The sequence below is a fragment of the Halomonas sp. KM-1 genome, assembly GCF_000246875.1.
Classification (GTDB): Bacteria; Pseudomonadota; Gammaproteobacteria; order Pseudomonadales; family Halomonadaceae; genus Halomonas; species Halomonas aerodenitrificans.
The window spans coordinates 1-20,983 of the sequence record NZ_BAEU01000149.1 but is presented as its reverse complement, the minus strand read 5'-3'; the positions used below and the strand labels follow the sequence as shown (position 1 = coordinate 20,983).

The window sequence follows — 20,983 nt, the reverse complement described above, 5'->3', positions numbered from 1 at the left end:
ATTGCATGAAACGGAAAAACTGCGCTTGAGCGAGAGGCCGAACGGTTTACTCTGACTAGCAAATTCTGTTTGCCGGAGAACGTTATGGGCCTGCTGATCGACGGAAAGTGGCACGACCAGTGGTACGACACCAAGAAGCACGGCGGCGAGTTCGTACGCGAATCCGCCAAGCTGCGCGACTGGGTCACGCGTGACGGCAGCGCCGGCCCCGAGGGCCATCGCGCCGTGCCGGCCGAGGCGGGGCGCTTCCATCTCTATGTCTCGCTGGCCTGTCCTTGGGCGCATCGCACCCTGATCATGCGCAAGCTCAAGGGGCTGGACGACCTGATCGGAGTGTCCTGGGTCAGTCCGCTGATGCTCGACCAGGGCTGGACCTACCACGAGGACGAAGGCGCCAGCGGAGATCCGGTCAACGGCGTCGAATACCACCGCGAACTCTACACGCTGACCGACTCTCGCTACACCGGCCGGGTCACGGTGCCGGTGCTGTGGGACAAGCACGAGAAGCGCATCGTCAACAACGAGTCGGCCGAGCTGGTACGGATCTTCAACGATGCCTTCGATGACCTGACCGGCAACCGTCTCGACTTCTACCCCCTCGACCTGCGCGAGACCATCGATGCGATCAACGATGACGTCTACGACCACATCAACAACGGGGTCTACAAGTCGGGCTTCGCCACTGAGCAGGCGGTCTACGAGAAGCACGTCACGGCCCTGTTCGAGGCGCTGGATCGGGTCGAGAGACGGCTGACCGAGCACCGTTACCTGGCCGGGGAGTGGCTCACAGAGGCCGACATCCGCCTGTTCACCACCCTGGTGCGTTTCGATGCGGTTTACTATGGCCACTTCAAGTGCAACTTCCGCCGCATCGAGGACTACCCCAGCCTCTCGAACTACCTGCGTGAGCTGTACCAGTGGCCGGGCGTGGCCGAGACGGTAAGCCTGGACCACATCAAGCGCCACTACTATTACAGCCACGACACCATCAATCCGACCCGCATCGTGCCCAAGGGGCCGCTGCTCGACTTCGACCGGCCCCACGATCGGGAGCGGTTGCCGGGGCAGGGCATTCGCGAGAAGGGTTAACGGTTCTTGGCCAGCCAGCGATCCAGAGCATTGGCGAACTCGCGCCGGTCGGTGTCCGAATAGCCTTTCGGCCCGCCGGTGTGTTCGCCGCTGGAGCGCATCGTCTCCATGAAATCGCGCAGCTGTACCTTGGCGCGAATGTTATTTTTATCGAGCATCTCGCCGCGAGTGGTCATCACCGCGGCGCCCTTGTCGATGGCCTCCATGGCCAGCGGCAGGTCGGAGCTGATCAGCAGGTCCCCGGCGGCGAGGCGCGCCACGATCTCGTTATCGGTGGCGTCGAAGCCATGGCTCACCGACAGCGATTTGACCCACTTCGAGGGCGGCAGCGGGATCGAGTGGTTGGCGACGAACCAGGTGGGCGTGGTAGTGCGCTCGGCGGCGCGAACGATGATCTCGCGCGCGACCTTGGGACAGGCATCGGCATCGACCCAGAGCGTGGGCATTCGGCAGGGCTCCTCGTGAAGACGAGGGCAAGATAATAGCATGCCCCCGTCTCCTGCCGATCAGTCGATCAGACCGTGTTCGTCATAGAAAGGGAAGGGTCCGGGATAATCGCCAATGACGGCTTGGTGAGTCACCAAGCCGTGGGTAAGGCTCCATTGATGCAACAAATAGCCCGGTGGCTCGAGGTGGAAGCCTGAGGGGCCGTGCGGATCGAGATCCAGGCTGACCTGATGCGATACACCGGGACAGCTCATTGCCAGGGTGCCGGCGAAGCGTGTCTGGATCGCGCGATGCAGGTGGCCACAGAGTACCCGCTCCACCTGAGGGTGAGACGCAATGATCTCGGCCAGAGCCGCCGGCTCGTGCAGGGGCTGACGGTCCATATGGGCGATACCGCTGGCAAAAGGGTGGTGGTGCAGCATCACGAGGGTGGGGCGGTTGGGCCGCTGCTTCAAGGTCTCGTCGAGCCAGCGTAGGCGTTCGGCGCAGAGTTCGCCATGGGACTGCCCGGGTACGCTGGAATCCAGACCGATCAGCCGCACCGGGTGATCCTCTACGACCCATTGCAGGAAACGAGGGTGCTGAAAAAGGTATTCGTGCCCGGCGAAGGCGTCGCGCATGGCGGTGCGATCGTCGTGGTTACCGGGCACCAGGTAGTAGGGCACCTGGAGCCTCTCCAGCAACGCTTTGCAGGCGGCGTACTCCTCGGGGTGGCCGAAGTCGGTCAGGTCGCCGCTGATCAATACCAGCTTCGGTGCGGGAGTCAGTGAGTTGAGGGCCTCGACGGCCCGGTGCAATGCCCCAGCCGTATCCACCTGGCGGTAAGAGAGGCGCCCATCGGTCTTGATGTGTGGGTCGCTGATCTGGGCAATCAGAAAAGGTTCGCTTGAGCTTGGGTCATGCATGATTTGTCTCCAGGTCCTTGGCTGGATACGCATGAGACTCTGGGTGAAACAGAGTTTCTGGCGGTAGCCGGAGACCAATGGGTTCATCCGCACGCCACTGGCGGCGCGAAGCGGTCTCGACCTGTAAGCATGTGCTGTCGCCAAGGTCTATCAACAGACGCTGGCTCTGGCCAAGAAAGATGCTCTGACGCACTTTTCCGCGTAAGTCTGCACTGTCAGCCGTCACTATCTGAACGTCTTCCGGCCGGCAATAGACCGCTGCAACTCCGGCGAGGTGCGGTGCGTGCAGTTCGCCACCACTCACGCGCAAGCGGCGGTCAGCCGACGTGGCGTGAACCTCAAGGCGGTTGACGGCGCCGATGAAGTCGGCCACGAAGGTGCTGGTAGGGCGGTGATAGATTTCCCTCGGTGTTGCGAGTTGGGCGATGCGCCCCGCCTGCATCACGGCGATACGGTCGCCTAGCGCCATGGCCTCGGCCTGATCGTGGGTAACGTATACGGCCGTGATACCAAGCTCGCGTAGCAGTTGGCCGATTTCCAGGCGCAACCGGTCGCGTAGCTTCGCGTCCAGTGCTGCCAACGGTTCGTCAAACAGCAAGACCTTTGGCCGCACGGCGATGGCTCGGGCCAGCGCCACACGCTGCTTCTGGCCGCCGGAGAGTTCGTGAATGCGCCGTGTGTCGAAGCCCTGGAGATCGACCATGGCCATCACTTCTTCCAGCCGCCGGCGGATCGCGTCTCGAGGCAAGCCTTTGATCCGCAGGCCGTAGGCAATGTTGTCGGCAACGCTCATGTTGGGAAAGAGCGCATAATTTTGAAACACCATTCCCACGTCGCGCTGCTCGATGGGCAGAGCGGTGACATCACGCTCGCCGAAGCGAACACGGCCGCCGGCGTCCGGACTCTCCAGGCCGCTGATGATGCGCAGGGTGGTGGTCTTGCCACAGCCGGATGGGCCGAGCAGGACCAGGGTTTCTCCGGCGGCGACGGTGAGATCCAGTGGGTGCAGCGCAACCTGGCCGCCGGGGAAGGTGCGTCCGCACCTTTCAAGAGTAATGGAGGTGGAAGTCATGGCGTTCTCGAACGATTGACGAAACGCCCTGCCCATTGAATCACGACAAGTAGAGGCAGGGTCATGGCGAGAAAGATCAGCGTGTAGGCAGAGCCGATTTCCAGCCGCATCGAGGCGTAGCTGTCGGCCAGGCCTACCGGCAAGGTCTTGTTGAGCGGAGTGTGCAGCATCCAGGTGATGTTGAATTCGCCGATGGAGAGAGTTACCACCATCAGTGCGCCGGCGAGTATGCCGCCTATGCAGTTAGGCACCACCACGCCGAGGAAGCGCTGTCTGAAGCCGGCGCCGAGACTGGCGGCGGCCTCCTCCAGTTCGGCCAGCCGGGCGCCACGCATGACCGCCAGTACCGGGCGGATCATGAATGGCAGGGTGAAGAGAACATGGCCAATGAGAATGAACAGCCAGCTCTCACGGAATCCGCGCATATGGCCGTAGGACAGCAGCAGGGCCAGCGCTGTGGCCAGTCCGGGTATTGCCACTGGCAGTAGTAGCGCCTCTTCGATGGCGTTCGCCCAGCGGCGCTTGCTGCGCAGCAGGCCGTAGGCGGCAGGCACACCGAGCAGCACGGTGAGAAACAAGCAGGCCAGGGCGAGCCGAATGGAGAGCCATATGGTATCTGCATAAAGCGCCCACACCTCTATTACCCAGCGTAGCGTCAGGCCGCTCTGCAGGCCGATGAAGTAATTGGCGGTAAGGCCGGCCATGACCGACATGATGACCGGTACGATCATGAACAGGCACACCACCAGGGTGAAGCTCAGTTGCAAGTAGAAACGTAAGCGATTCATGCCGGTGCTCCCAGGCTGGCACCGGCCAGCTTGCGGGCAAGGCTAAGTGCCAGCCAGGTGATCACGCCGAGCACCACCGAAAGTGCCGCAGCCATGGCGAAGTTGGCGTAGTTGGTGAACTCGCCGTAGATGGTCAGCGGCATGATGCTCATGCGTGTGCCCAAGGTGAAAGCAGTGCCAAAGGCTCCCATGCTGGTGGCGAAGCAGATCGCCGCAGTGGAGAGCAGGGCCGGAGCGATGCCGGGTACTATCACGTCGCGAGTGACCCGCCAAGGGCTGGCGCCCAGTGAGCGTGCGGCCTCCTCCAAGCTACGGTCCAGGGTTTCACAGGCGGCCATGACGGTCGTGATGACGCGAGGGATGGAGAAGTAGAGATAGCCGACGAATAACCCTGTGAGGGAGTAGGCGAACATCCATCGCTCGTCGAACAGCCACATGCTGAATTGCGCCAAGGCGCCCTGACGACCGCCCAGCATGATGACGAGAAAACCCACCACCACACCGGGAAAGGCCAATGGGAAGGTGAGAATAGCGACTAATACCGCCTTGCCGGGAAAGTGGTGGCGGGCAAGGAAGAAACCCGCCACACCCGCAATCAGTACTGCCAGGGCCGAAACGGTCAGCGAGATGCCTAGAGTGGTACCCAGGCTGATGAGGTACTGGCGCTGGGTGAGGATGGCGAAGTAAGCGCTCATGCCGCTGGCCCGGTCAAGTTCCGTGCCCATTGCCACCAAGCGAGTGAAGGGCAGTAGCCAGAAGGCGCCGAACACTGCCATTGCCGGGGCCAGGGTGAAAAGCGCCAGCTTTTGCTGGCGCCGGTTTACCTGCTGGAGCATCAGCGCACCTCGGCCTGATAACGCTCGGAGAAGCTTCGCTGCGCAGCGGCCATGGCGTCGTAATCCACGGTCTTGGCACGGGCATAGTCGCTGTCGGGAAGGAAGACTTCGCGAGCCTCTTCGGAGATGGCGCTTTCGCGCACCGGGCGTAGATAGGCGTTCGCCCACACTGCCTGCCCCTGATCGGAGAGCACGAAGTCCAGTACCGCACGGCCGTTGTCGGGGTTGGGGCCGTTCTTCACCAGACTCATCACGTAGGGCACTACCACGCTGCCTTCCTCGGGAATCACGAACTCCACGTTAGCGCCGTCGCTGTGGCGTGCTCGGTAGGCGTTGAAATCGTAGTCGAGCAGGATGGGAATCTCACCGGAGAGCACCCGTGCGTAACTGGTCTGCTGCGGCACGATGGGCTGGTTGGCGGCGAGTTCGTTGAAATAGTCGATGGCCGGAGAGAAGTCATCCATGTCGCCGCCCAAGGCCAGGTTGATTGCCACTGCGCCGACATAGCCAACGAAGGCACTGGCAGGATCGAGGTAGCCGACCATGCCGCGATACTCTGGCTTGAGCAGGTCGGACCAGGAGGTAGGAACTGGAGCGCCATCCAGGGCGTCGACGTTGACCATCAGCCCCATGGTGCCGGAGTGGAGGGTGAACCAATGGCCTTCGGGATCCTTGAGCCCCTCGGGGATCTCGTCCCAGTGCGCAGGTTGGTAGGGCTCGATGACGTTCTCATCCGCAGCCTGGATGCCAAAGCTGACACCGTAGTAGACGACATCCGCCACGGGATTGCTGCGCTCGGCGACGAGTTGAGCCAGTGACTGGCCGGAGTTCTTGTTGTCCTGCGGCACGTTGATGCCGGTTTCCTGTTGGATTAGACGCAGTTGGGAACCCCAGTCGGCCCACTCCGGGGGACAGTTGTAGCAGATCGCATTGCCGCTGGCCTGTGCGGCGGATGCAACCCCGCTGATACCTAGCAAGGCGGCAGCCAGCAGAGTCTGACGAAGACGCGGGAAGGGCATGGTGTGTTCCTCTATGGGGCGGATGGTTCCGGGGCTTGGTAGGGTGCCGGAGGTGATCCGGCGCTTTCGCCCTCACGCAAGACGTGGGGCAGGGGGCGAGGCTGTGGATCCTCTCCCCGTATCAGGGCAAGCAATGTTTCTACCGCCACGCGACCGAACTCGGCGCGGGGCTGTACTACCGTGGAAAGCGAAGGGTAGAGATGACGACCAAGCTCGATACCGTCGAAGCCCATCACCGACAGGTCTCCCGGCACTGAGCGTCCGCTGCGTCGTAACTCGCCGATCAGACTGATGGCGAGCAAGTCGTTGGTGCAGAGTACGGCCGTCAGCCCGTCTGCCCCACCCAAGGCGGGTTCCAGTTGGGAGAGGGCGACCTGGGTGTGGCGGGGCATTTCAATCAGTGCAAGGGGAGTGAGGCCTGCGGCCTGCATGGCCTCGCGGTAGCCCTCATGGCGCAGGCGGGCGCGATCCGACTGCAGTAACGGGCCACCAATCATGCCGATGCGCCGATGACCCTGAGCGATGAGGTAGTGGGTCGCATCGGCCATGGCGGCGCGATTATCCACTCCCACAGAAGGAAAACACGGGGCGACGGGGGGGTTGTGCACCAGCAGGCAAGGCGTGTTCTCCCGGCGTAGCTTGTCGAGTATCGTGCTGCGCTCTGCCTCTGCCACGGTTAGGGCCAGCCCGTCGACCCGCTGACGCAGCATCTCCTCGACGATGGCTTCCTCGCGACCAGGGTTGTAACCGCTCGTGGTGACAAGCAAGGAATAGCCAGCGGCCCGGGCCGCCTGCTCCATTGCCTGCAACTGCTCGGCGAACACAGGGTTGTCGAGACTGGGAACCATCACACCTAGCATCAGGGTGGCTCGGGTGCGAAGCTGTTGTGCCACCTTGTTGGGGCGAAACCCAAGATCGCGGGCCGCTTTCATCACCCGCCGGTGGGTTTCGGGGCGCAGGCTTTCCGGTGAGGAAAACGCTCGGGCTGCCGTGGCCCGGGAGACTCCCGCCAGTCTTGCCACGCTGAGTAGGTTTGCCACTCACCACCTCGACTTGTTCGTGAACGCAATGAGATCGATCTCATTGCGTCACTCTAGGTGTGCTCAATGACGGAATGATGATGTTCGGGTGGCAGTTCGGTGGCAGCCATAGCGACGGTGATAATGCTGGCAAGGCGGCATGCAGCGTGATAGCATGCGCGCTCCTCGCATGTGTTGACCCCGCCATCATGACGATTCGCTCCGAGCGCCGCGCGTTCGAGAGGCAATCACCGAGACCGACAGCGATCCGCTGCAACGTCCGAGATGTGAAGATGGAGCGCTACAGGATGCCGCCAACCGGGCGACATCGGCGCAAAAAGGTCGCCACAGCGGTTCCCGCCGATGGCGCGAACCGGATGCCAGGTGCGACCGGCATCCCACGATAACGTGATCCGCTCTGTCCAGGCCCTATCGGCCAGTGAAGACAGAGCCACCGACCTGCCAAGAGCGGTGTCGGGGATGCCTCAATGTGATTTGCCGGCGAGTGCCGGCCTACCAAGGTGTGATTGATGACCTCGACTTCTGTCGCCTCGCCGAGCTTCGGCGATCTTGCTCTGCTGCCTGCCGTTCTCGCCGCTGTCGAAACACTGGGTTACGAAACTCCTTCACCGATTCAAACACAGACCATTCCTGCGCTGCTGGAAGGTCGTGACATGCTGGGCCAGGCGCAGACCGGCACCGGCAAGACCGCTGCCTTCGCGCTGCCCCTGCTGTCGCGGCTCGAGCTGACTCGCCGCGAGCCCCAGGTGCTGGTGCTGGCACCGACCCGTGAGCTGGCCCAGCAGGTGGCCGTCTCCTTCACCAAGTACGGCCAGAACCTGCAGGGTCTGGAAGTGGCCACCCTGTGCGGTGGCCAGGAATATCGTGAACAGCTGGGTGCGCTGAAGCGCGGCGCCCAGGTAGTCGTGGGTACCCCGGGCCGGGTGATCGATCACCTCGACCGCGGAAGCCTCAAGCTCGACGGCCTCTCCGCCCTGGTGCTGGACGAAGCCGACGAGATGCTGCGCATGGGCTTCATCGACGACGTCAAGCGCGTGGTCGCCGATACCCCCAAGGACGCTCAGCGCGTGTTCTTCTCCGCCACCCTGCCGGCCGAGATCGAGCGCATCGTCAATCGCTACCTAGTCGATCCGGTCAAGGTTGCCATCGAGTCGCGTACCACGACGGGTGAGAACATCGAACAGCGCCTGGTGCGGGTCGACGGCGGGGCCAAGCTGGAAGCGCTGGCACGTATCCTCGAGGTCGAGCCGGTGGATGCCGCCATCGTCTTCGTACGCACCCGTGCCGCCTGTACCACGCTGATGGAGCAGCTCTCCGCCCGTGGCGTGAACGTGGCCAGCCTCTCCGGCGACCTCGATCAGAGCCTGCGTGAGCGCACCATCCAGCGCCTCAAGCGCGGCAAGGTCGACGTGCTGATCGCCACCGACGTGGCCGCTCGTGGCCTCGATGTGCCGCGTATCACCCACGTCTTCAACTACGACCTGCCCCAGGACAGCGAAGCCTATACCCACCGTATCGGCCGTACCGGCCGGGCGGGACGTACCGGCATCTCGATCACCTTCGTGGGCTTCCGTGAAGGCCGCAAGGTGGGCTGGATCGAGCAGGCTACCGGCCAGCGCATGACCGAGATGGCGCTGCCCGACGAAGCGGCCATTCGCGCCCATCGTGACGAGGTGTTCCATCAGCGCATCATCGGTTCCCTGACCGCCGGAGCCGACGAGCAGCGTGCGCTGGTCGAGCGTCTGGTGGCGGAAGGTCATGACCCGGTCGAGCTGGCCTGTGCCTTTGCCGCCCTGGCCCGCGCCGACGAGGCGCCCATCGGCCGCCTGCAGGCGCCGCGCAAGGAGCGTGTCGAGCGTGGCGGCGAGCGTGCCCCGCGTGACGGCAAGGCCCCGCGTCGCGACCGTGCTCCGAGCGAAGGCATGACCCGCTATCGTGTGGCTGTCGGCCACAAGGATGGCGTCAAGCCGGGCCAGCTGGTCGGCGCGTTGGCCAACGAGGGTGGTATCGAAGGTTCGCGGATCGGCCGTATCGACATCCGTAACGCCTTCTCGGTGGTGGAGCTGCCCAGCTCGCTGCCGCCCAGCATCCTGGCCAAGATGGCTCGCGCCCGCGTCGCCGGCCGTGCGCTGGAGATCAGCGAAGACAGCGGTGCCCCCGAGCGTGCCCCGCGCCGCCGCCGTGAAGACGGCGATGCGCCGGTGCGTCGTCGCACCAGCGCTTGAGCGCACCCTCGGCCGCTACGGTGGCTGAGGCGAACGACACCCAGGCCGGTACCGGCCTGGGTTTTTTTATGCTCAAGGGAAGCGATCATGGCCATGGTGCGCGCGGCTTGGGCCGGTTTCTCAGAGCGATTTCACTGCGATGGCGGGGCTGCTTGACTCGAAGCGCAGAGGATTGCGTAGTGGCCTGCCAAATTCGGGAAGGCTGATCTCGAAGCGGTCGCCGTCTTGGGTCTGGATGCCATCGGCGAAGCTCAGGGTCGCTGTGCCGAAGAAGTGCACGTGCACGTCGCCGGGGCGTCGAAAGTTTGGGTACTTGAAGTGGTGATGCTCCAGGTTGGCCAGGCTGTGGGCCATATTGGCCTCGCCGGTGAGGAAGGGCTTCTGCCACACGGTCTCGCTGCCGCGTACGATGCGGCTGGTGCCTTCCAGGTGCGCTGGTAGCTCGCCGATCAACAGCTCGGGGCCGAAACTGCAGGCGCGCAGCTTGGAGTGGGCCAGCCACAGGTAATTGAAGCGCTCGGTGATGTGATCGGAGAACTCGTTGCCGATGGCGTAGCCCACCCGCCAGGGCTGGCCGTCGTCGCCGATCACGTAGAGCCCGGCCAGCTCAGGTTCCTCGCCGGCATCCTCGGCGAAGTGTGGCACGGCAATCGCTGCCTCGGGGGCGACGACACAGCTACCGTCGCCCTTGTAGAACCACTCCGGCTGGGCGCCGGTCTCGCCGGGGGCGGGCTTGCCGCCTTCTACGCCGAGCTTGAACATGCGCATCGAGTCGGTCAGTTCCGTTTCGGCGACCTGAGCCTGTTGTTGAGAGTGGGCGTGCATGGCCGCACGCGTATCGGCGCTGCCCAGGTGAGTGAGGCCGGTGCCGGTGACCAGGCAGTGGGCCGGGTCGGGATGGGTCAGCGGCGGCAGCAGGTGTTTTTCCTCGATCAGCTTCGAATAGTCGAGGCGGGTTTCGCTGAGTGCTGCCTCAGCGGTTTCCACCAATGACCGGCCTGCGGTGATGGCGCGGCGGGTCAGGGTGTAGGTATCGGCATCGAGCAGACGAACCTCCCGGTCGCTTTCGACCTGGGCGGCATGGACCCGGCCCTGGTGCTCGCATTGAATCAAACGCATGGTGAAGCTCTCCTGGGGATGTCGCCTCAATGGCTGGCCAAAGGAAGGCAAGGCTTGTATGTTCAACATATAAGTTTCAATGTTCAATTTATACTTTCGTATCGCTATCTCCCAATCGCGCTGAAGCAAGGCAAGCGCTGAGCAAGCAGAAGGAGGCGTCATGTCCGTCACCACACTAGGCCTGGTCGGAGTCGGCAAGATCGTCCGCGACCAGCACTTGCCGGCTCTGGCCGAGAGCCGCGATTTCCGTCTGCTGGCGACAGCGGACCCCAACGCTCGGCTTGCGTCGATGCCCGGCTATGCCGGCCTGACGGCAATGCTCGAAGCGCATCCCGAGCTGGAGGCGGTAGCCATCTGTACGCCGACGCATCTGCGCTACTCCCAGGCACGTATCGCCCTCGAGCGAGGCAGAAACGTGCTGCTGGAGAAGCCGCCCGGTGCGACCCTGAGCGAGGTGGAGGATCTGGTCGAGCTGGCCGGGCGCCAGGGCTGCACGCTGTTTGCGGCCTGGCATTCACGCTTCGCCCCGGCCGTGGCGGAGGCTCGTGACTGGCTGCGCGAGCGGCGTATTCAGCGGGTCGAGATCGACTGGCGGGAAGACGTGCGGGTGTGGCACCCGGGGCAGGCGTGGATCTGGGAGCCGGCCGGCATGGGGGTGTTCGACCCCGGCATCAATGCGCTGTCGATCGCCACCGAGATCCTGCCGCGGGCCTTCTTCCTGCGTGATGCGCGGCTGTGGGTCCCGAGCAACTGCCAGGCGCCCATTGCCGCCGCGCTGACCTTCAGCGACACCGAGGGAACGCCCATCGTGGCCGACTTCGACTTCCGCCAGCCGAGCCCGCCGATCTGGAGCATTCACGTGGAGACCGAGGCGGGACGGCTCAGTCTGCTGCGGGGCGGCTGCCGGCTGGAGCTCGACGGCCGCTGCCTGCTCGACGCCGAGGAGCGCGAATACCCGAATCTCTATGCCAGGTTCGCCGAACTGATTCGACAGCGACGCAGCGACGTCGATCTGGCGCCTCTCCGCCACGTGGCGGACGCCTGTCTTGCTGCCTGGCGCGAGCCGACCGAGCCCTTCATCGAGTGAACTAGAGTAGGCCTTGCTGGCGCTGATACCCGATCAGTTCTCGCAACATGGTCATCAGTGTCGCCGCGCCTGGGGAGGGGCGTCGGCGCCGCAGGCTCACCAGGCCGAACGGCTGCACGCTGAGCCGCTGATGGAAGGGCAGGATGCGAAACCGCGTCGGGGCGCACAGCAGCTCGGCGACCCGACGCGTCATGGCCGTGATCGTATCCGAGCGGTCGATCAGGGCCAGCGCCACCAGGATGTCGGTGGTGTCGACGATCTGCGCCGGAGGTTCGATGGCGTGATAGAGGAACAGCGCGTCGACCCGCTGGCGCATCAGCGCTCCCTCGGGCTGTAGCGCCCACGGATAGGCGGCCATGGCCTCGAGCGTCAGCGGGTCGACGCCCGTGAGCGGATGGCCCTCGCGACAGACGAAGCAGATCTCCTCCTCGCCGATCTCCTCGAACACGAACGGCTCGGACGGGAAGCCGGCCGGTATCCGGGTGATGGCAAAGTCCAGCTCTCCCTCCAGCAGCCTTGGCACCAGCCGCTTGCTGACGTCGACCTCGACGCTGACCTTGAGTCTGGGGTGGCTGCGGTGCACCCGCTCGATGGCACTGGCCACCAGCGTCACCGCCGGTGCCATCACGGTGCCGATGGCTACCTTGCCGGCGTTGCCCTCGAACAGGGCGTTGAGCTCCTCGCCGGCGTTGTGCAGCTCCGAGAGCATGGTCTGCGCATGCCGCACCATGACCTCCCCGTACCAGTTCGGGTCGAGCCCACGGGAATGCCGATCGAACAGCTTGACCCCCAGTTGGGCTTCGACGTCTCCCAGCAGTTTCGAGGCGGCCGGTTGGCTGATGCCCAACTGTGCCGCGGCACGATGTAGATTGCGCTGCTCGTCGAGGGCGAGAAAGAGCTGGAGGTGGCGCAACTTTAGTCGTGCTTCCAGGAACCAGTCGTCGTTCAGGGTGCGCATGGCGCCTCTCCGCTTCGCCTGTCGATATCCATTTTTATATTACTCGATCGATAAATGCATATTGGTTGGTTATGTCAGGCCTGTCTACTGTAGCGGCTGTATCTGCGACACCCCCGTCGCGGCAACAACAACAATCCTCCGCAGCAGGAGACGACACATGCCAATCACGACCACGCTTTCCCGACTGGCGCTGGGCGGCGCCCTGGCTCTGGCAACGCTGGGTGGCGCCCAGGCCCAGGACGACGTGCGCATCGGTTTCATCGTCAAGCAGCCCGAGCAGGCCTGGTTCATCAATGAGCAGCGGGCCGCCACCGAACGCGGCGAGGAGCTCGGCTTCCGCGTGGTGCGCCTGGCCGGCAGAGATGGCCAGGAGGTGCTCAGCGCCATCGACAACCTCTACTCCCAGGGCGCTCAGGGCTTCGTCATCTGTCCGCCCGATGTGCGCCTGGGGCCGGCCGTGATGAACCGCGCCAATCAGTACGGCATGAAGGTGATCACGGTCGACGATCAGTTCGTCGACGGCAGCGGCGAACCGCTCGAAGGCGTGCCTCACCTGGGCATGTCCGGCTACCAGATCGGCCGCCAGGTGGGCGAGGCGCTAGCCGCAGAGATCGAGGCGCGCGGCTGGGATCCGCAGCAGGTCGCCGCGCTGCGCATCACCAACAACGAACTGCCCACCGCCCGGGAACGTACCGACGGCGCCAGCGACGTGCTACTCGAGTGGGGCTTCCCCGAGGCCAACATCTTCGATGCCCCGCAGCAGAGCACCGATACCAACAGCGCCTTCTCTGCCGCTTCGCCCGTGCTCTCCCAGCGCAGCGAGTTCCAGCACTGGATCATCTACGCCCTCAACGAGGAGAGCGTGCTGGGCGGTGTGCGTGCCACCGAGCAGTACGGCCTCGGCGCCGCCGACGTGATCGGCGTGGGCATCAACGGCTCCGGGGCGGCCTTCGCCGAGTTCTCGCGCAGCAACCCGACCGGCTTCCACGGTACCGTGGCGGTGAGCTCCACCCAGCACGGGCGCCAGACGGCGGAGAATCTCTATCGCTGGATCACCGAAAGCGTGGAGCCCCCGGCCAACACCGAAACCACCGGTACCCTGATGACGCGCGACAACTGGCAGGACGTGCGCGCCGAACTCGGGCTGTGAACGTGACGGCTCACGCTGGCGGGAGAACGCCATGACCGAACCCTACCTCCGCTTCGATGGCATCAGCATGGTCTTTCCCGGCGTGCGGGCGCTGGACGGGGTCAGCTTCGGTGCCCATGCCGGCCAGGTGCATGCACTGATGGGCGAGAACGGCGCCGGCAAGTCGACGCTGCTCAAGGTGCTCAGCGGCATCAACCGAGTGACCGAGGGCGGTCTGTGGATCGATGGCCAACGGCATGTCTTCGCCAACGCCCGCGAGGCGCTGGCTCAGGGCATCGCCATCATCTACCAGGAGCTGACCCTGTCGCCGAACATGACGGTGGCCGAGAACCTGCTGCTGGGCCAGCTGCCCACCCGCCATGGCTTCATCAAGCGCCGCCAGCTGCGCGAGCGGGCGCTGGCGATCCTTGCCGATCTCGGCGAGGGCGACATTCACCCTTCGACCAAGGTGCGCGATCTCTCCATCGGCCAGCAGCAGATGATCGAGATCGGCCGCGCGCTGCTGCGTGATGCCCGCATCATCGCCTTCGATGAGCCCACCAGCAGCCTGTCCGTTCAGGAGACGCGTCAGCTCAAGCGCATCATTGCCCGGCTGCGCGAAGAGGGCCGTGTGGTGCTCTACGTCACCCACCGCATGGAGGAGGTCTTCGACATGTGCGATGCCGTCACCGTGTTCCGCGACGGTAAGCACATCCGCACCCATGCCAGCCTCGCCGCCCTGGATCACGACACCTTGGTCAGCGAGATGGTCGGCCGCGACATCGAGGACGTCTACGGCTACCGGGAGCGCGAGCGGGGCGAGGTGATCCTCGAGATCGATGCGATAGAGGGACGCGGACTGAAGGCGCCGGTGAGCTTCGAGGTGAGGCGTGGCGAAGTATTCGGCCTGTTCGGCCTGGTCGGGGCGGGGCGCAGCGAGCTGATGCGGCTGGTATGCGGCGCCGAGAGAGCCCGCTCGGGCGAGGTGCGCTTCCAGGGTCAGACGCGATGCTTCGCCAGCCCCGGCGAGGCGATCCGCATGGGGATCGCCATGTGTCCCGAGGACCGCAAGTCCCAGGGCATCTTCCCGGTGGCCAGCGTGGCCGACAACCTCAACATCAGCTGCCGGCGCTTCTTCAAGCGCTGGGGCGTGTTGCGCGACACCCGCCGCGAGCGCGCCAACGCCGAGGAGTACATTCGGCGGCTCAGCATCAAGACCCCGGGGCCGCGCACGGCCATCGGCACGCTCTCGGGCGGTAACCAGCAGAAGGTGATCCTGGCCCGCTGGCTGGCCGAGGAGATCGAGCTGTTCGTGGTCGACGAGCCGACCCGCGGCATCGACGTGGGCGCGCGCCGCGACATCTACACCCTGCTCTTCGACCTGACCGAGCAGGGTAAGAGCGTGGTGGTGATCTCCAGCGACCTGGCCGAGGTGAGCTCGATCTGCGACCGCATCGGCGTGATGCGCGACGGTGCCCTGATCGAGATCGTGCCGCGCCATGAGGCCACCCAGGAGCGCCTGCTGGGGCTGGCCCTGCCCGCCTGACGACTCGCCCGACAACATCAACGAAGAGAGAGACGCCATGACAACCCACAAGTTTGCCGGGAGGGGCGGTAGCGTGGCTGCCGCTCCCCCGCGCCGGGGGCTGCCCAAGCCCCTGCGCACCCTGCTCGACACCTCCGGCCTGATCGCCATCTTCGTGATCCTGTTCGTGGCGCTGTCCGTGTTCATCCCCGGCTTTCTCACCGGACGCAACATGGTAGGGCTGCTGCTCTCGATCACCCTGATCGGCACCATCGCCACCACCATGATGATGGTACTGGCGCTAGGCGAGGTCGACCTCTCGGTAGCTTCCACCGTCGCTTTCGCCGGTGTCGTCGCCGCCGTGGTCACCTCGACCTCGGGCAGCGTGGTGATCGGCGTGCTTGGCGGCGTGCTCGCCGGCGGTGCGGTAGGGGCCTTCAACGGCTTCGTGGTGGCGAAGTTCGGCATCAATTCGTTGATCGCCACTCTCGCCTCCATGGAGTTCGTGCGCGGCCTGGCCTACATCACCTCCCGTGGCGATGCGGTGATGATCACCGTGCCGGAGTTCTTCGATCTGGGCAGCGCCTCCTTTCTTGGCCTGACCCTGCCGGTATGGACCATGATCGCCTGCTTCGTGATCTTCGGCGTGTTGCTCAACATGACCGCCTTCGGGCGCAACGTGCTGGCCACCGGTGGCAACTCCGAGGCGGCAGCCCTGGCCGGTGTCAACGTGCGTCGGCTCAAGGTCATCGTCTTCGGCCTGCAGGGGGTGGTGGCCGGCATTGCCGGGGTGCTGCTCGCCTCGCGCATGGGGCTCGGCGATCCCAACACCTCGATGGGCCTGGAGCTGGCGGTGATCTCTGCCTGCGTGCTGGGCGGCGTGGCGCTCTCCGGCGGCGTGGCCACCATCACCGGGGTGCTGGTGGGCGTGCTGATCATGGGCTGCGTGCAGAACGCCATGGGCCTGCTCAACGTGCCCACCTTCTATCAATACCTGGTGCGCGGCGCGATTCTGCTGCTGGCGGTGATGTTCGACCGCTGGAAGCAGACCCGACGCCAGCGTGCGTGATCCTTCGGTTTCAGGAGAGCTCATATGACCGACCGCAAGCGTCCCTTGCGCAGCGCCCAGTGGTTCGGCAGTGCCGACAAGAACGGCTTCATGTACCGCAGCTGGATGAAGAACCAGGGCATCCCGGACCATGAGTTCGAGGGCAAGCCGATCATCGGCATTTGCAACACTTGGTCGGAGCTTACGCCCTGCAACGCGCACTTTCGCAAGCTGGCCGAGCACGTCAAGAAGGGGGTGTTGGAGGCGGGCGGCTACCCGGTGGAGTTCCCGGTGTTCTCCAACGGCGAGTCGCTGCTACGGCCCACGGCCATGTTCACTCGCAACTTGGCCAGTATGGACGTGGAGGAGTCGATCCGCGGCAACCCGCTCGACGCCGTGGTGCTGCTGGTGGGCTGTGACAAGACCACGCCCGCGCTGCTGATGGGGGCGGCGAGCTGTGACATTCCTACCATCGTGGTCAGCGGCGGGCCGATGCTCAACGGCAAGCACGAGGGCCGGGACATCGGCTCGGGCACCGTGGTTTGGCAGCTCTCCGAACAGGTCAAGGCGGGCAAGATCTCGATTCACGAGTTCATGGCCGCCGAGGCCGGCATGTCGCGCTCGGCGGGTACCTGCAACACCATGGGCACGGCCTCGACCATGGCCTGCATGGCCGAGGCGCTGGGCACCTCTCTACCGCATAACGCGGCGATCCCCGCGGTGGATGCAAGGCGCTACGTGCTGGCGCACCTCTCCGGCAACCGCATCGTCGAGATGGTCGAGGAGGACCTGCGGCTTTCCCGGGTGCTCACCCGGCAGGCCTTCGAGAACGCCATTCGCACCAACGCCGCCATCGGCGGCTCGACCAACGCAGTGATTCACCTCAAGGCAATCGCCGGGCGCATCGGTGTCGAGCTCGACCTCGACGACTGGAGCCGTATCGGTCGCGGTATGCCGACCATCGTCGACCTGCAGCCCTCGGGGCGTTACCTGATGGAGGAATTCTACTATGCCGGCGGACTGCCCGCGGTGCTGCGCCGGCTGGGCGAGGCCGACCGTCTGCCGCACAAGGAGGCGCTGACGGTCAACGGCAGGACGCTGTGGGAGAACGTCAAGGAGGCCCCGCTCTACAACGACGAAGTGATTCGCCCGCTGGAGCGGCCACTGCGCGAGGATGGCGGCATGTGCGTGCTGCGCGGCAATCTGGCGCCGCGCGGGGCGGTGCTCAAGCCCTCGGCGGCGAGCCCCGAGCTGATGACCCACCGCGGTCGGGCGGTGGTGTTCGAGGACTTCGACGACTACAAGGCGCGCATCAACGATCCCGGCCTCGAGGTAGATGCCGACAGCGTGCTGGTGATGAAGAACTGCGGGCCGCGCGGCTATCACGGCATGGCCGAAGTGGGCAACATGGGGCTGCCGGCGAAGCTGCTCGAGCAGGGCGTGACCGACATGGTGCGTATCTCCGATGCGCGCATGAGCGGCACCGCCTACGGTACCGTGGTGCTGCACGTGGCGCCCGAGTCTGCCGCCGGCGGGCCGCTCGCGGCGGTGCGCGACGGCGACTGGGTCGAGCTCGACTGCAACGCCGGCATCCTGCACCTGGAGGTCGACGATACCGAGCTGCAGGCGCGCCTGGCCGAGCGCGATCCCACCGCCGAGTCGCGCCGGATCGCCAGCGACGGCGGCTATCGCCAGCTCTACATCGAGCGGGTGTTGCAGGCCGACGAGGGCTGCGACTTCGACTTCCTGCTCGGCTCTCGCGGTGCCGACGTGCCGAGGCACTCCCATTGATGCGGCTGGCGGGAGAGAGGCGCCTGGTGGAAGGGGCGATGATCCAGTGCGTATGGCGGGGCAGGGCGCGGCTGGGCAAAGGGCCATTGTGGTGCCCTGAGCAGGGCGAAGCGGGGCGGCTGCTGTTCGTCGACATTCTGCGGCGCGCGCTGCATGTGCATGACTTCGCCAGCGGCAGGACGTGGGGCTGGTCGTTCGAGGAGGCGTGCAGCTGGCTGGTGCCGCGTGCCGACGGCGACGGCTTCATTGCCGGTCTCGCCTCGCGGCTGGTGCACCTGCGCCTCGACGAGAACGGGCCGCGCATCGTGGGAGACTGGGTCACCCCCGAGGAGCCGGGACGGGGCGGCCTCGCTCGCCTCGTCGATGCCGAGTTGCGCCAAGTCGACTACAGCTCTGGTGTGACCAGCGAGACCGCCGTGAGTCCCGACGGCAGGACGCTCTACCATAGTGATAGGGCGGCTGGCGTCGTCTATGCCTTCGATCTTTCTCCGGGCGGAGAACTGACCGGCAAGCGCGAGCACCTGCGCTTCCACGGTGCCCAGGGCTATCCGGACGGCATGACCTGCGACGCGGAGGGCGGCCTGTGGGTCGCCCACTGGGGCGGCGGGCGCGTCAGCCGCTTCCTGCCCGACGGCACCCTGGACGAGACCCTGATTCTGCCCGCCTCGCGGGTGACCTCCTGCGCCTTCGGCGGGCCCGAGCTGGACCAGCTCTACATCACCACCGCCGCCGATGGCCGCGATCAGGAGGCGCTGGCGGGCAGCCTGTTTCGCGTGGCGCCTGGGGTTCGGGGGCTGGCCGCGCCCGTGCTCGTCGCCTAGTCCGTCGCCTGGCTCAATTCCAGCCAGCTGCCCAGCGTGCTATCTCCCGGCTCGATTCCCAGCGCCTCGGCGGTGCCCCGCAGTACTTCCCTGGCGGCCAGAAAAGCTTCGCGAGGCTGGCGGGTACGAATTGCCTCCATCACCCGGCGATGGCGCTCGAAACTGGCCACCGGGTCGGCGGTGCTGTCGTTGGAGGTTTCCACCAGCAGGTGAATCGAAGGGCGCAGGATGTGCGAGAGCTGCGCCCAGACGATATTGTGGCTGGCCTTGAAGATGGCCACATGAAAGGCGACGTCATGCTCACTGTAGCGTTGACGCTCTTCGGCACTTGCGCCGTGCAGATGGCCGCTCATGCCCTCCAGGGCCGTCTCGATGGCGACCAGGTCGAGCGCCTTGGCACGGCTTGCCGCCATCATCGCCACGTAGGGCTCGACATCCAGGCGGAAGGCGAGGATCTCACGCTGGATGCGTGGGTTGGGGGAGGCGTAGCGGGTCATCCAGGCGGTTACCGTGGGATCGAGGATGTTCCACTCCTCGTAGTCGCGCACCTTGGAGCCATGACCTGAGATTCGCGCGATGATGCCGAGGTCCACCAACTGGCGCAGGTCGCTTCTCACCGCCGAACGGTTGATGGCGAACTGCTCGCAGAGGTCGATCTCCTTCGGCACGAAGTCACCGGGCTGGTAGCGCCCGGAAAAGATGGCTTCGGCGAGGTATTCCGCCACGCTGGGGCGGGCGGGCTTTGCGCTGCGCTTGGGCGAGGTCATGGCATCCCATGTCGATGATTTGCCTCGCAAAGTGCCATATGTTGAACATATTGGCAATGCGGCCTAGGTCGCAACGCCAGGGCGGTAATGCCGCCTTGACGTTGCGCAGCCTATTGAGCAGCGCCACCTAGCGACGACGGTGGGCCATCCACTGGCGTATGCCAAAGGTCCAGGGCGGCAGCTTGTCGGAGCGATCGACTCGATTGACCAGCGCACCCAGCGCCGGAGTGGCGATGGTTACTCTGTCGCCGACGTGATGGGTGAAGCCCTGGCCCTCGCCGTCGCGATCCTGGATCGGTGAGAACATGGTGCCGAGGAACAGCATGAAGCCGTCCGGATACTGGTGATGGGCGCCGACGGTCTGGCGCACCAGATCCAGCGGGTCGCGGCTGATCTCGCGCATGTCGCTCTCGCCTTCGAGCAGGAAGTCGTCGTCCTCGCCCTCGATGCGCAGCGTCACCCGAGCCTGGCGCACGCTGCCGAGGGTAAAGTCCCGGTCGAACAGGCGGATGAACGGGCCGATGGCGCAGGAGGCGTTGTTGTCCTTGGCCTTGCCCAGCAGCAGGGCGCTGCGGCCCTCGATGTCGCGCAGGTTGACGTCGTTGCCCAGGGTGGCGCCCTTGGGCTCGCCCTTGGCGTCCACCGCCAGCACGATCTCCGGCTCGGGATTGTTCCACTTCGATGCCGGATGCAGACCCACGCGGGCGCCAAAGCCCACCGATGAGAACGGCTGCGCCTTGGTGAACACCTCGGCGTCGGGCCCGAGGCCCACCTCCATGTACTGAGACCAGGCGCCACGGGCCTGCAGTGCCGCCTTGAGTGACATGGCCTCGTCGGAGCCCGGCGCGATGCGCGACAGGTCCTGGCCGATCATCTCCTTGAGCTCGGCGCGCAACTGGCTGGCCTTGGCGGCGTCGCCGCCGGCCTGCTCCTCGATCACCCGCTCCAGCAGGCTCACGGCGAAGGTCACGCCGCAGGCCTTGATCGCCTGCACGTCGCAGGGGGCGAGCAGGTAAGGGGCGACCTGCGGTTCGGCCAGGGAGTTCTGCAGCAGCGCAGTGACTGAGCCCAGCGATTCGCCTTTTGCACTACGTGCGAAATCGGTGACATCGTCACGGTCGAGCAGGTCGGCCATGCAGTCGCAGTGGGAGGTGATATCGATCACCTCGCCCTGGCGAATGACCACCAGGGCCGGGCCATCCTCACGCCAGACGCGTCCCACCAGCAGAGCCTGATCAACATCCTCGGGAAGATAAGCAGTCGTCTTGTTGTCGTTCACGTCTCATGCCTCGCGTTTGCCATCCACCAGGCGTGACA

General features: G+C 65.1%; 19 protein-coding genes. 8 read left to right on the top strand and 11 right to left on the bottom strand.

The window, feature by feature from the left end; all coding sequences use genetic code 11:
- Positions 1 to 84 precede the first annotated feature (84 nt).
- Positions 85 to 1,089: a glutathione S-transferase family protein gene (locus tag B8115_RS19015; RefSeq protein WP_010629436.1), complete on the top strand. Its 1,005-nt coding sequence runs from the start codon at positions 85 to 87 to the stop codon at positions 1,087 to 1,089.
- Here the strand turns inward: B8115_RS19015 and B8115_RS19010 are convergent.
- From B8115_RS19010 to B8115_RS18980, 7 genes are read right to left on the bottom strand one after another with little or no spacing between them, the layout of a single operon-like run.
- The gene (locus B8115_RS19010) at positions 1,086 to 1,535 is read right to left on the bottom strand and encodes a YaiI/YqxD family protein (RefSeq protein ID WP_010629435.1); all 450 of its coding nucleotides are present in this window, start codon (positions 1,533 to 1,535) and stop codon (positions 1,086 to 1,088) included. The genes B8115_RS19015 and B8115_RS19010 overlap by 4 nt on opposite strands.
- A 60-nt stretch (positions 1,536 to 1,595) precedes the next feature.
- On the bottom strand, positions 1,596 to 2,441 hold the full coding sequence (locus B8115_RS19005; RefSeq protein ID WP_010629434.1) for a phosphodiesterase: 846 nt from the start codon (positions 2,439 to 2,441) through the stop codon (positions 1,596 to 1,598).
- The gene (locus B8115_RS19000) at positions 2,434 to 3,513 is read right to left on the bottom strand and encodes an ABC transporter ATP-binding protein (protein ID WP_010629433.1); all 1,080 of its coding nucleotides are present in this window, start codon (positions 3,511 to 3,513) and stop codon (positions 2,434 to 2,436) included. The genes B8115_RS19005 and B8115_RS19000 overlap by 8 nt, the downstream gene beginning before the upstream one ends.
- Positions 3,510 to 4,301: an ABC transporter permease gene (locus tag B8115_RS18995; RefSeq protein WP_010629432.1), complete on the bottom strand. Its 792-nt coding sequence runs from the start codon at positions 4,299 to 4,301 to the stop codon at positions 3,510 to 3,512. Before B8115_RS18995 ends, B8115_RS19000 begins: the two co-directional genes overlap by 4 nt.
- Positions 4,298 to 5,137, bottom strand: a complete 840-nt coding sequence (locus tag B8115_RS18990) for an ABC transporter permease (RefSeq protein WP_010629431.1) — start codon at positions 5,135 to 5,137, stop codon at positions 4,298 to 4,300. The genes B8115_RS18995 and B8115_RS18990 overlap by 4 nt, the downstream gene beginning before the upstream one ends.
- A complete protein-coding gene (locus tag B8115_RS18985) occupies positions 5,137 to 6,156 on the bottom strand; it encodes an ABC transporter substrate-binding protein (protein ID WP_010629430.1) in 1,020 nt (339 codons plus the stop codon). Before B8115_RS18985 ends, B8115_RS18990 begins: the two co-directional genes overlap by 1 nt.
- Positions 6,157 to 6,167: 11 nt before the next feature.
- The gene (locus B8115_RS18980; RefSeq protein WP_026038241.1) at positions 6,168 to 7,196 is read right to left on the bottom strand and encodes a LacI family DNA-binding transcriptional regulator; all 1,029 of its coding nucleotides are present in this window, start codon (positions 7,194 to 7,196) and stop codon (positions 6,168 to 6,170) included.
- A gap of 509 nt (positions 7,197 to 7,705) precedes the next feature.
- Here B8115_RS18980 and B8115_RS18975 point away from each other — a divergent pair.
- Positions 7,706 to 9,421 (top strand): DEAD/DEAH box helicase, encoded by a 1,716-nt coding sequence (locus B8115_RS18975; protein WP_010629428.1) that lies wholly within the window; start codon positions 7,706 to 7,708, stop codon positions 9,419 to 9,421.
- 120 nt (positions 9,422 to 9,541) lie between these two features.
- Here B8115_RS18975 and araD1 read toward each other — a convergent pair whose 3' ends face one another.
- The gene (araD1, locus tag B8115_RS18970) at positions 9,542 to 10,540 is read right to left on the bottom strand and encodes an AraD1 family protein (protein WP_010629427.1); all 999 of its coding nucleotides are present in this window, start codon (positions 10,538 to 10,540) and stop codon (positions 9,542 to 9,544) included.
- A 160-nt stretch (positions 10,541 to 10,700) separates the two neighbouring features.
- Here araD1 and B8115_RS18965 point away from each other — a divergent pair, with 160 nt between their 5' ends.
- Positions 10,701 to 11,627 (top strand): Gfo/Idh/MocA family protein, encoded by a 927-nt coding sequence (locus tag B8115_RS18965; RefSeq protein ID WP_010629426.1) that lies wholly within the window; start codon positions 10,701 to 10,703, stop codon positions 11,625 to 11,627.
- Between the two features lies 1 nt (position 11,628).
- Here the strand turns inward: B8115_RS18965 and B8115_RS18960 are convergent, their stop codons facing one another.
- Complete coding sequence (locus tag B8115_RS18960) at positions 11,629 to 12,585, bottom strand: LysR family transcriptional regulator (RefSeq protein WP_010629425.1); 957 nt, start codon at positions 12,583 to 12,585, stop codon at positions 11,629 to 11,631.
- 157 nt (positions 12,586 to 12,742) lie between these two features.
- Here B8115_RS18960 and B8115_RS18955 point away from each other — a divergent pair, with 157 nt between their 5' ends.
- From B8115_RS18955 to B8115_RS18935, 5 genes are read left to right on the top strand one after another with little or no spacing between them, the layout of a single operon-like run.
- Positions 12,743 to 13,735, top strand: a complete 993-nt coding sequence (locus B8115_RS18955; protein WP_010629424.1) for an arabinose ABC transporter substrate-binding protein — start codon at positions 12,743 to 12,745, stop codon at positions 13,733 to 13,735.
- Positions 13,736 to 13,766: 31 nt separating this feature from the next.
- Positions 13,767 to 15,260, top strand: a complete 1,494-nt coding sequence (araG, locus tag B8115_RS18950; RefSeq protein WP_010629423.1) for an L-arabinose ABC transporter ATP-binding protein AraG — start codon at positions 13,767 to 13,769, stop codon at positions 15,258 to 15,260.
- Between the two features lie 37 nt (positions 15,261 to 15,297).
- Positions 15,298 to 16,308: an L-arabinose ABC transporter permease AraH gene (gene araH, locus B8115_RS18945; RefSeq protein ID WP_010629422.1), complete on the top strand. Its 1,011-nt coding sequence runs from the start codon at positions 15,298 to 15,300 to the stop codon at positions 16,306 to 16,308.
- A gap of 24 nt (positions 16,309 to 16,332) precedes the next feature.
- Complete coding sequence (locus B8115_RS18940) at positions 16,333 to 18,078, top strand: IlvD/Edd family dehydratase (protein WP_010629421.1); 1,746 nt, start codon at positions 16,333 to 16,335, stop codon at positions 18,076 to 18,078.
- A 38-nt stretch (positions 18,079 to 18,116) separates the two neighbouring features.
- Positions 18,117 to 18,899, top strand: coding sequence for an SMP-30/gluconolactonase/LRE family protein (locus B8115_RS18935; protein ID WP_035591656.1), 783 nt, complete (start codon positions 18,117 to 18,119; stop codon positions 18,897 to 18,899).
- On the opposite strand, the gene B8115_RS18930 is transcribed toward B8115_RS18935, so the two are convergent.
- Both B8115_RS18930 and B8115_RS18925 read right to left on the bottom strand, forming a co-directional pair.
- Positions 18,896 to 19,666 carry a FadR/GntR family transcriptional regulator gene (locus B8115_RS18930; RefSeq protein WP_010629419.1) on the bottom strand — a complete coding sequence of 257 codons (771 nt, stop codon included), beginning with the start codon at positions 19,664 to 19,666 and terminating at the stop codon, positions 18,896 to 18,898. The two genes, B8115_RS18935 and B8115_RS18930, sit on opposite strands and share 4 nt — an antisense overlap.
- Before the next feature lie 127 nt (positions 19,667 to 19,793).
- Positions 19,794 to 20,945 (bottom strand): fumarylacetoacetate hydrolase family protein, encoded by a 1,152-nt coding sequence (locus tag B8115_RS18925; protein WP_010629418.1) that lies wholly within the window; start codon positions 20,943 to 20,945, stop codon positions 19,794 to 19,796.
- Between the last annotated feature and the right edge of the window lie 38 nt (positions 20,946 to 20,983).

Coding starts and splice junctions, on each gene's coding strand:
- B8115_RS19015 (WP_010629436.1), top strand. CDS start 85: ATGGGCCTGCTGATCGACGGAAAGTGGCACGACCAGTGGTACGACACC.
- B8115_RS19010 (WP_010629435.1), bottom strand. CDS start 1,535: ATGCCCACGCTCTGGGTCGATGCCGATGCCTGTCCCAAGGTCGCGCGC.
- B8115_RS19005 (WP_010629434.1), bottom strand. CDS start 2,441: ATGCATGACCCAAGCTCAAGCGAACCTTTTCTGATTGCCCAGATCAGC.
- B8115_RS19000 (WP_010629433.1), bottom strand. CDS start 3,513: ATGACTTCCACCTCCATTACTCTTGAAAGGTGCGGACGCACCTTCCCC.
- B8115_RS18995 (WP_010629432.1), bottom strand. CDS start 4,301: ATGAATCGCTTACGTTTCTACTTGCAACTGAGCTTCACCCTGGTGGTG.
- B8115_RS18990 (WP_010629431.1), bottom strand. CDS start 5,137: ATGCTCCAGCAGGTAAACCGGCGCCAGCAAAAGCTGGCGCTTTTCACC.
- B8115_RS18985 (WP_010629430.1), bottom strand. CDS start 6,156: ATGCCCTTCCCGCGTCTTCGTCAGACTCTGCTGGCTGCCGCCTTGCTA.
- B8115_RS18975 (WP_010629428.1), top strand. CDS start 7,706: ATGACCTCGACTTCTGTCGCCTCGCCGAGCTTCGGCGATCTTGCTCTG.
- araD1 (WP_010629427.1), bottom strand. CDS start 10,540: ATGCGTTTGATTCAATGCGAGCACCAGGGCCGGGTCCATGCCGCCCAG.
- B8115_RS18965 (WP_010629426.1), top strand. CDS start 10,701: ATGTCCGTCACCACACTAGGCCTGGTCGGAGTCGGCAAGATCGTCCGC.
- B8115_RS18960 (WP_010629425.1), bottom strand. CDS start 12,585: ATGCGCACCCTGAACGACGACTGGTTCCTGGAAGCACGACTAAAGTTG.
- B8115_RS18955 (WP_010629424.1), top strand. CDS start 12,743: ATGCCAATCACGACCACGCTTTCCCGACTGGCGCTGGGCGGCGCCCTG.
- araG (WP_010629423.1), top strand. CDS start 13,767: ATGACCGAACCCTACCTCCGCTTCGATGGCATCAGCATGGTCTTTCCC.
- araH (WP_010629422.1), top strand. CDS start 15,298: ATGACAACCCACAAGTTTGCCGGGAGGGGCGGTAGCGTGGCTGCCGCT.
- B8115_RS18940 (WP_010629421.1), top strand. CDS start 16,333: ATGACCGACCGCAAGCGTCCCTTGCGCAGCGCCCAGTGGTTCGGCAGT.
- B8115_RS18935 (WP_035591656.1), top strand. CDS start 18,117: ATGATCCAGTGCGTATGGCGGGGCAGGGCGCGGCTGGGCAAAGGGCCA.
- B8115_RS18930 (WP_010629419.1), bottom strand. CDS start 19,666: ATGACCTCGCCCAAGCGCAGCGCAAAGCCCGCCCGCCCCAGCGTGGCG.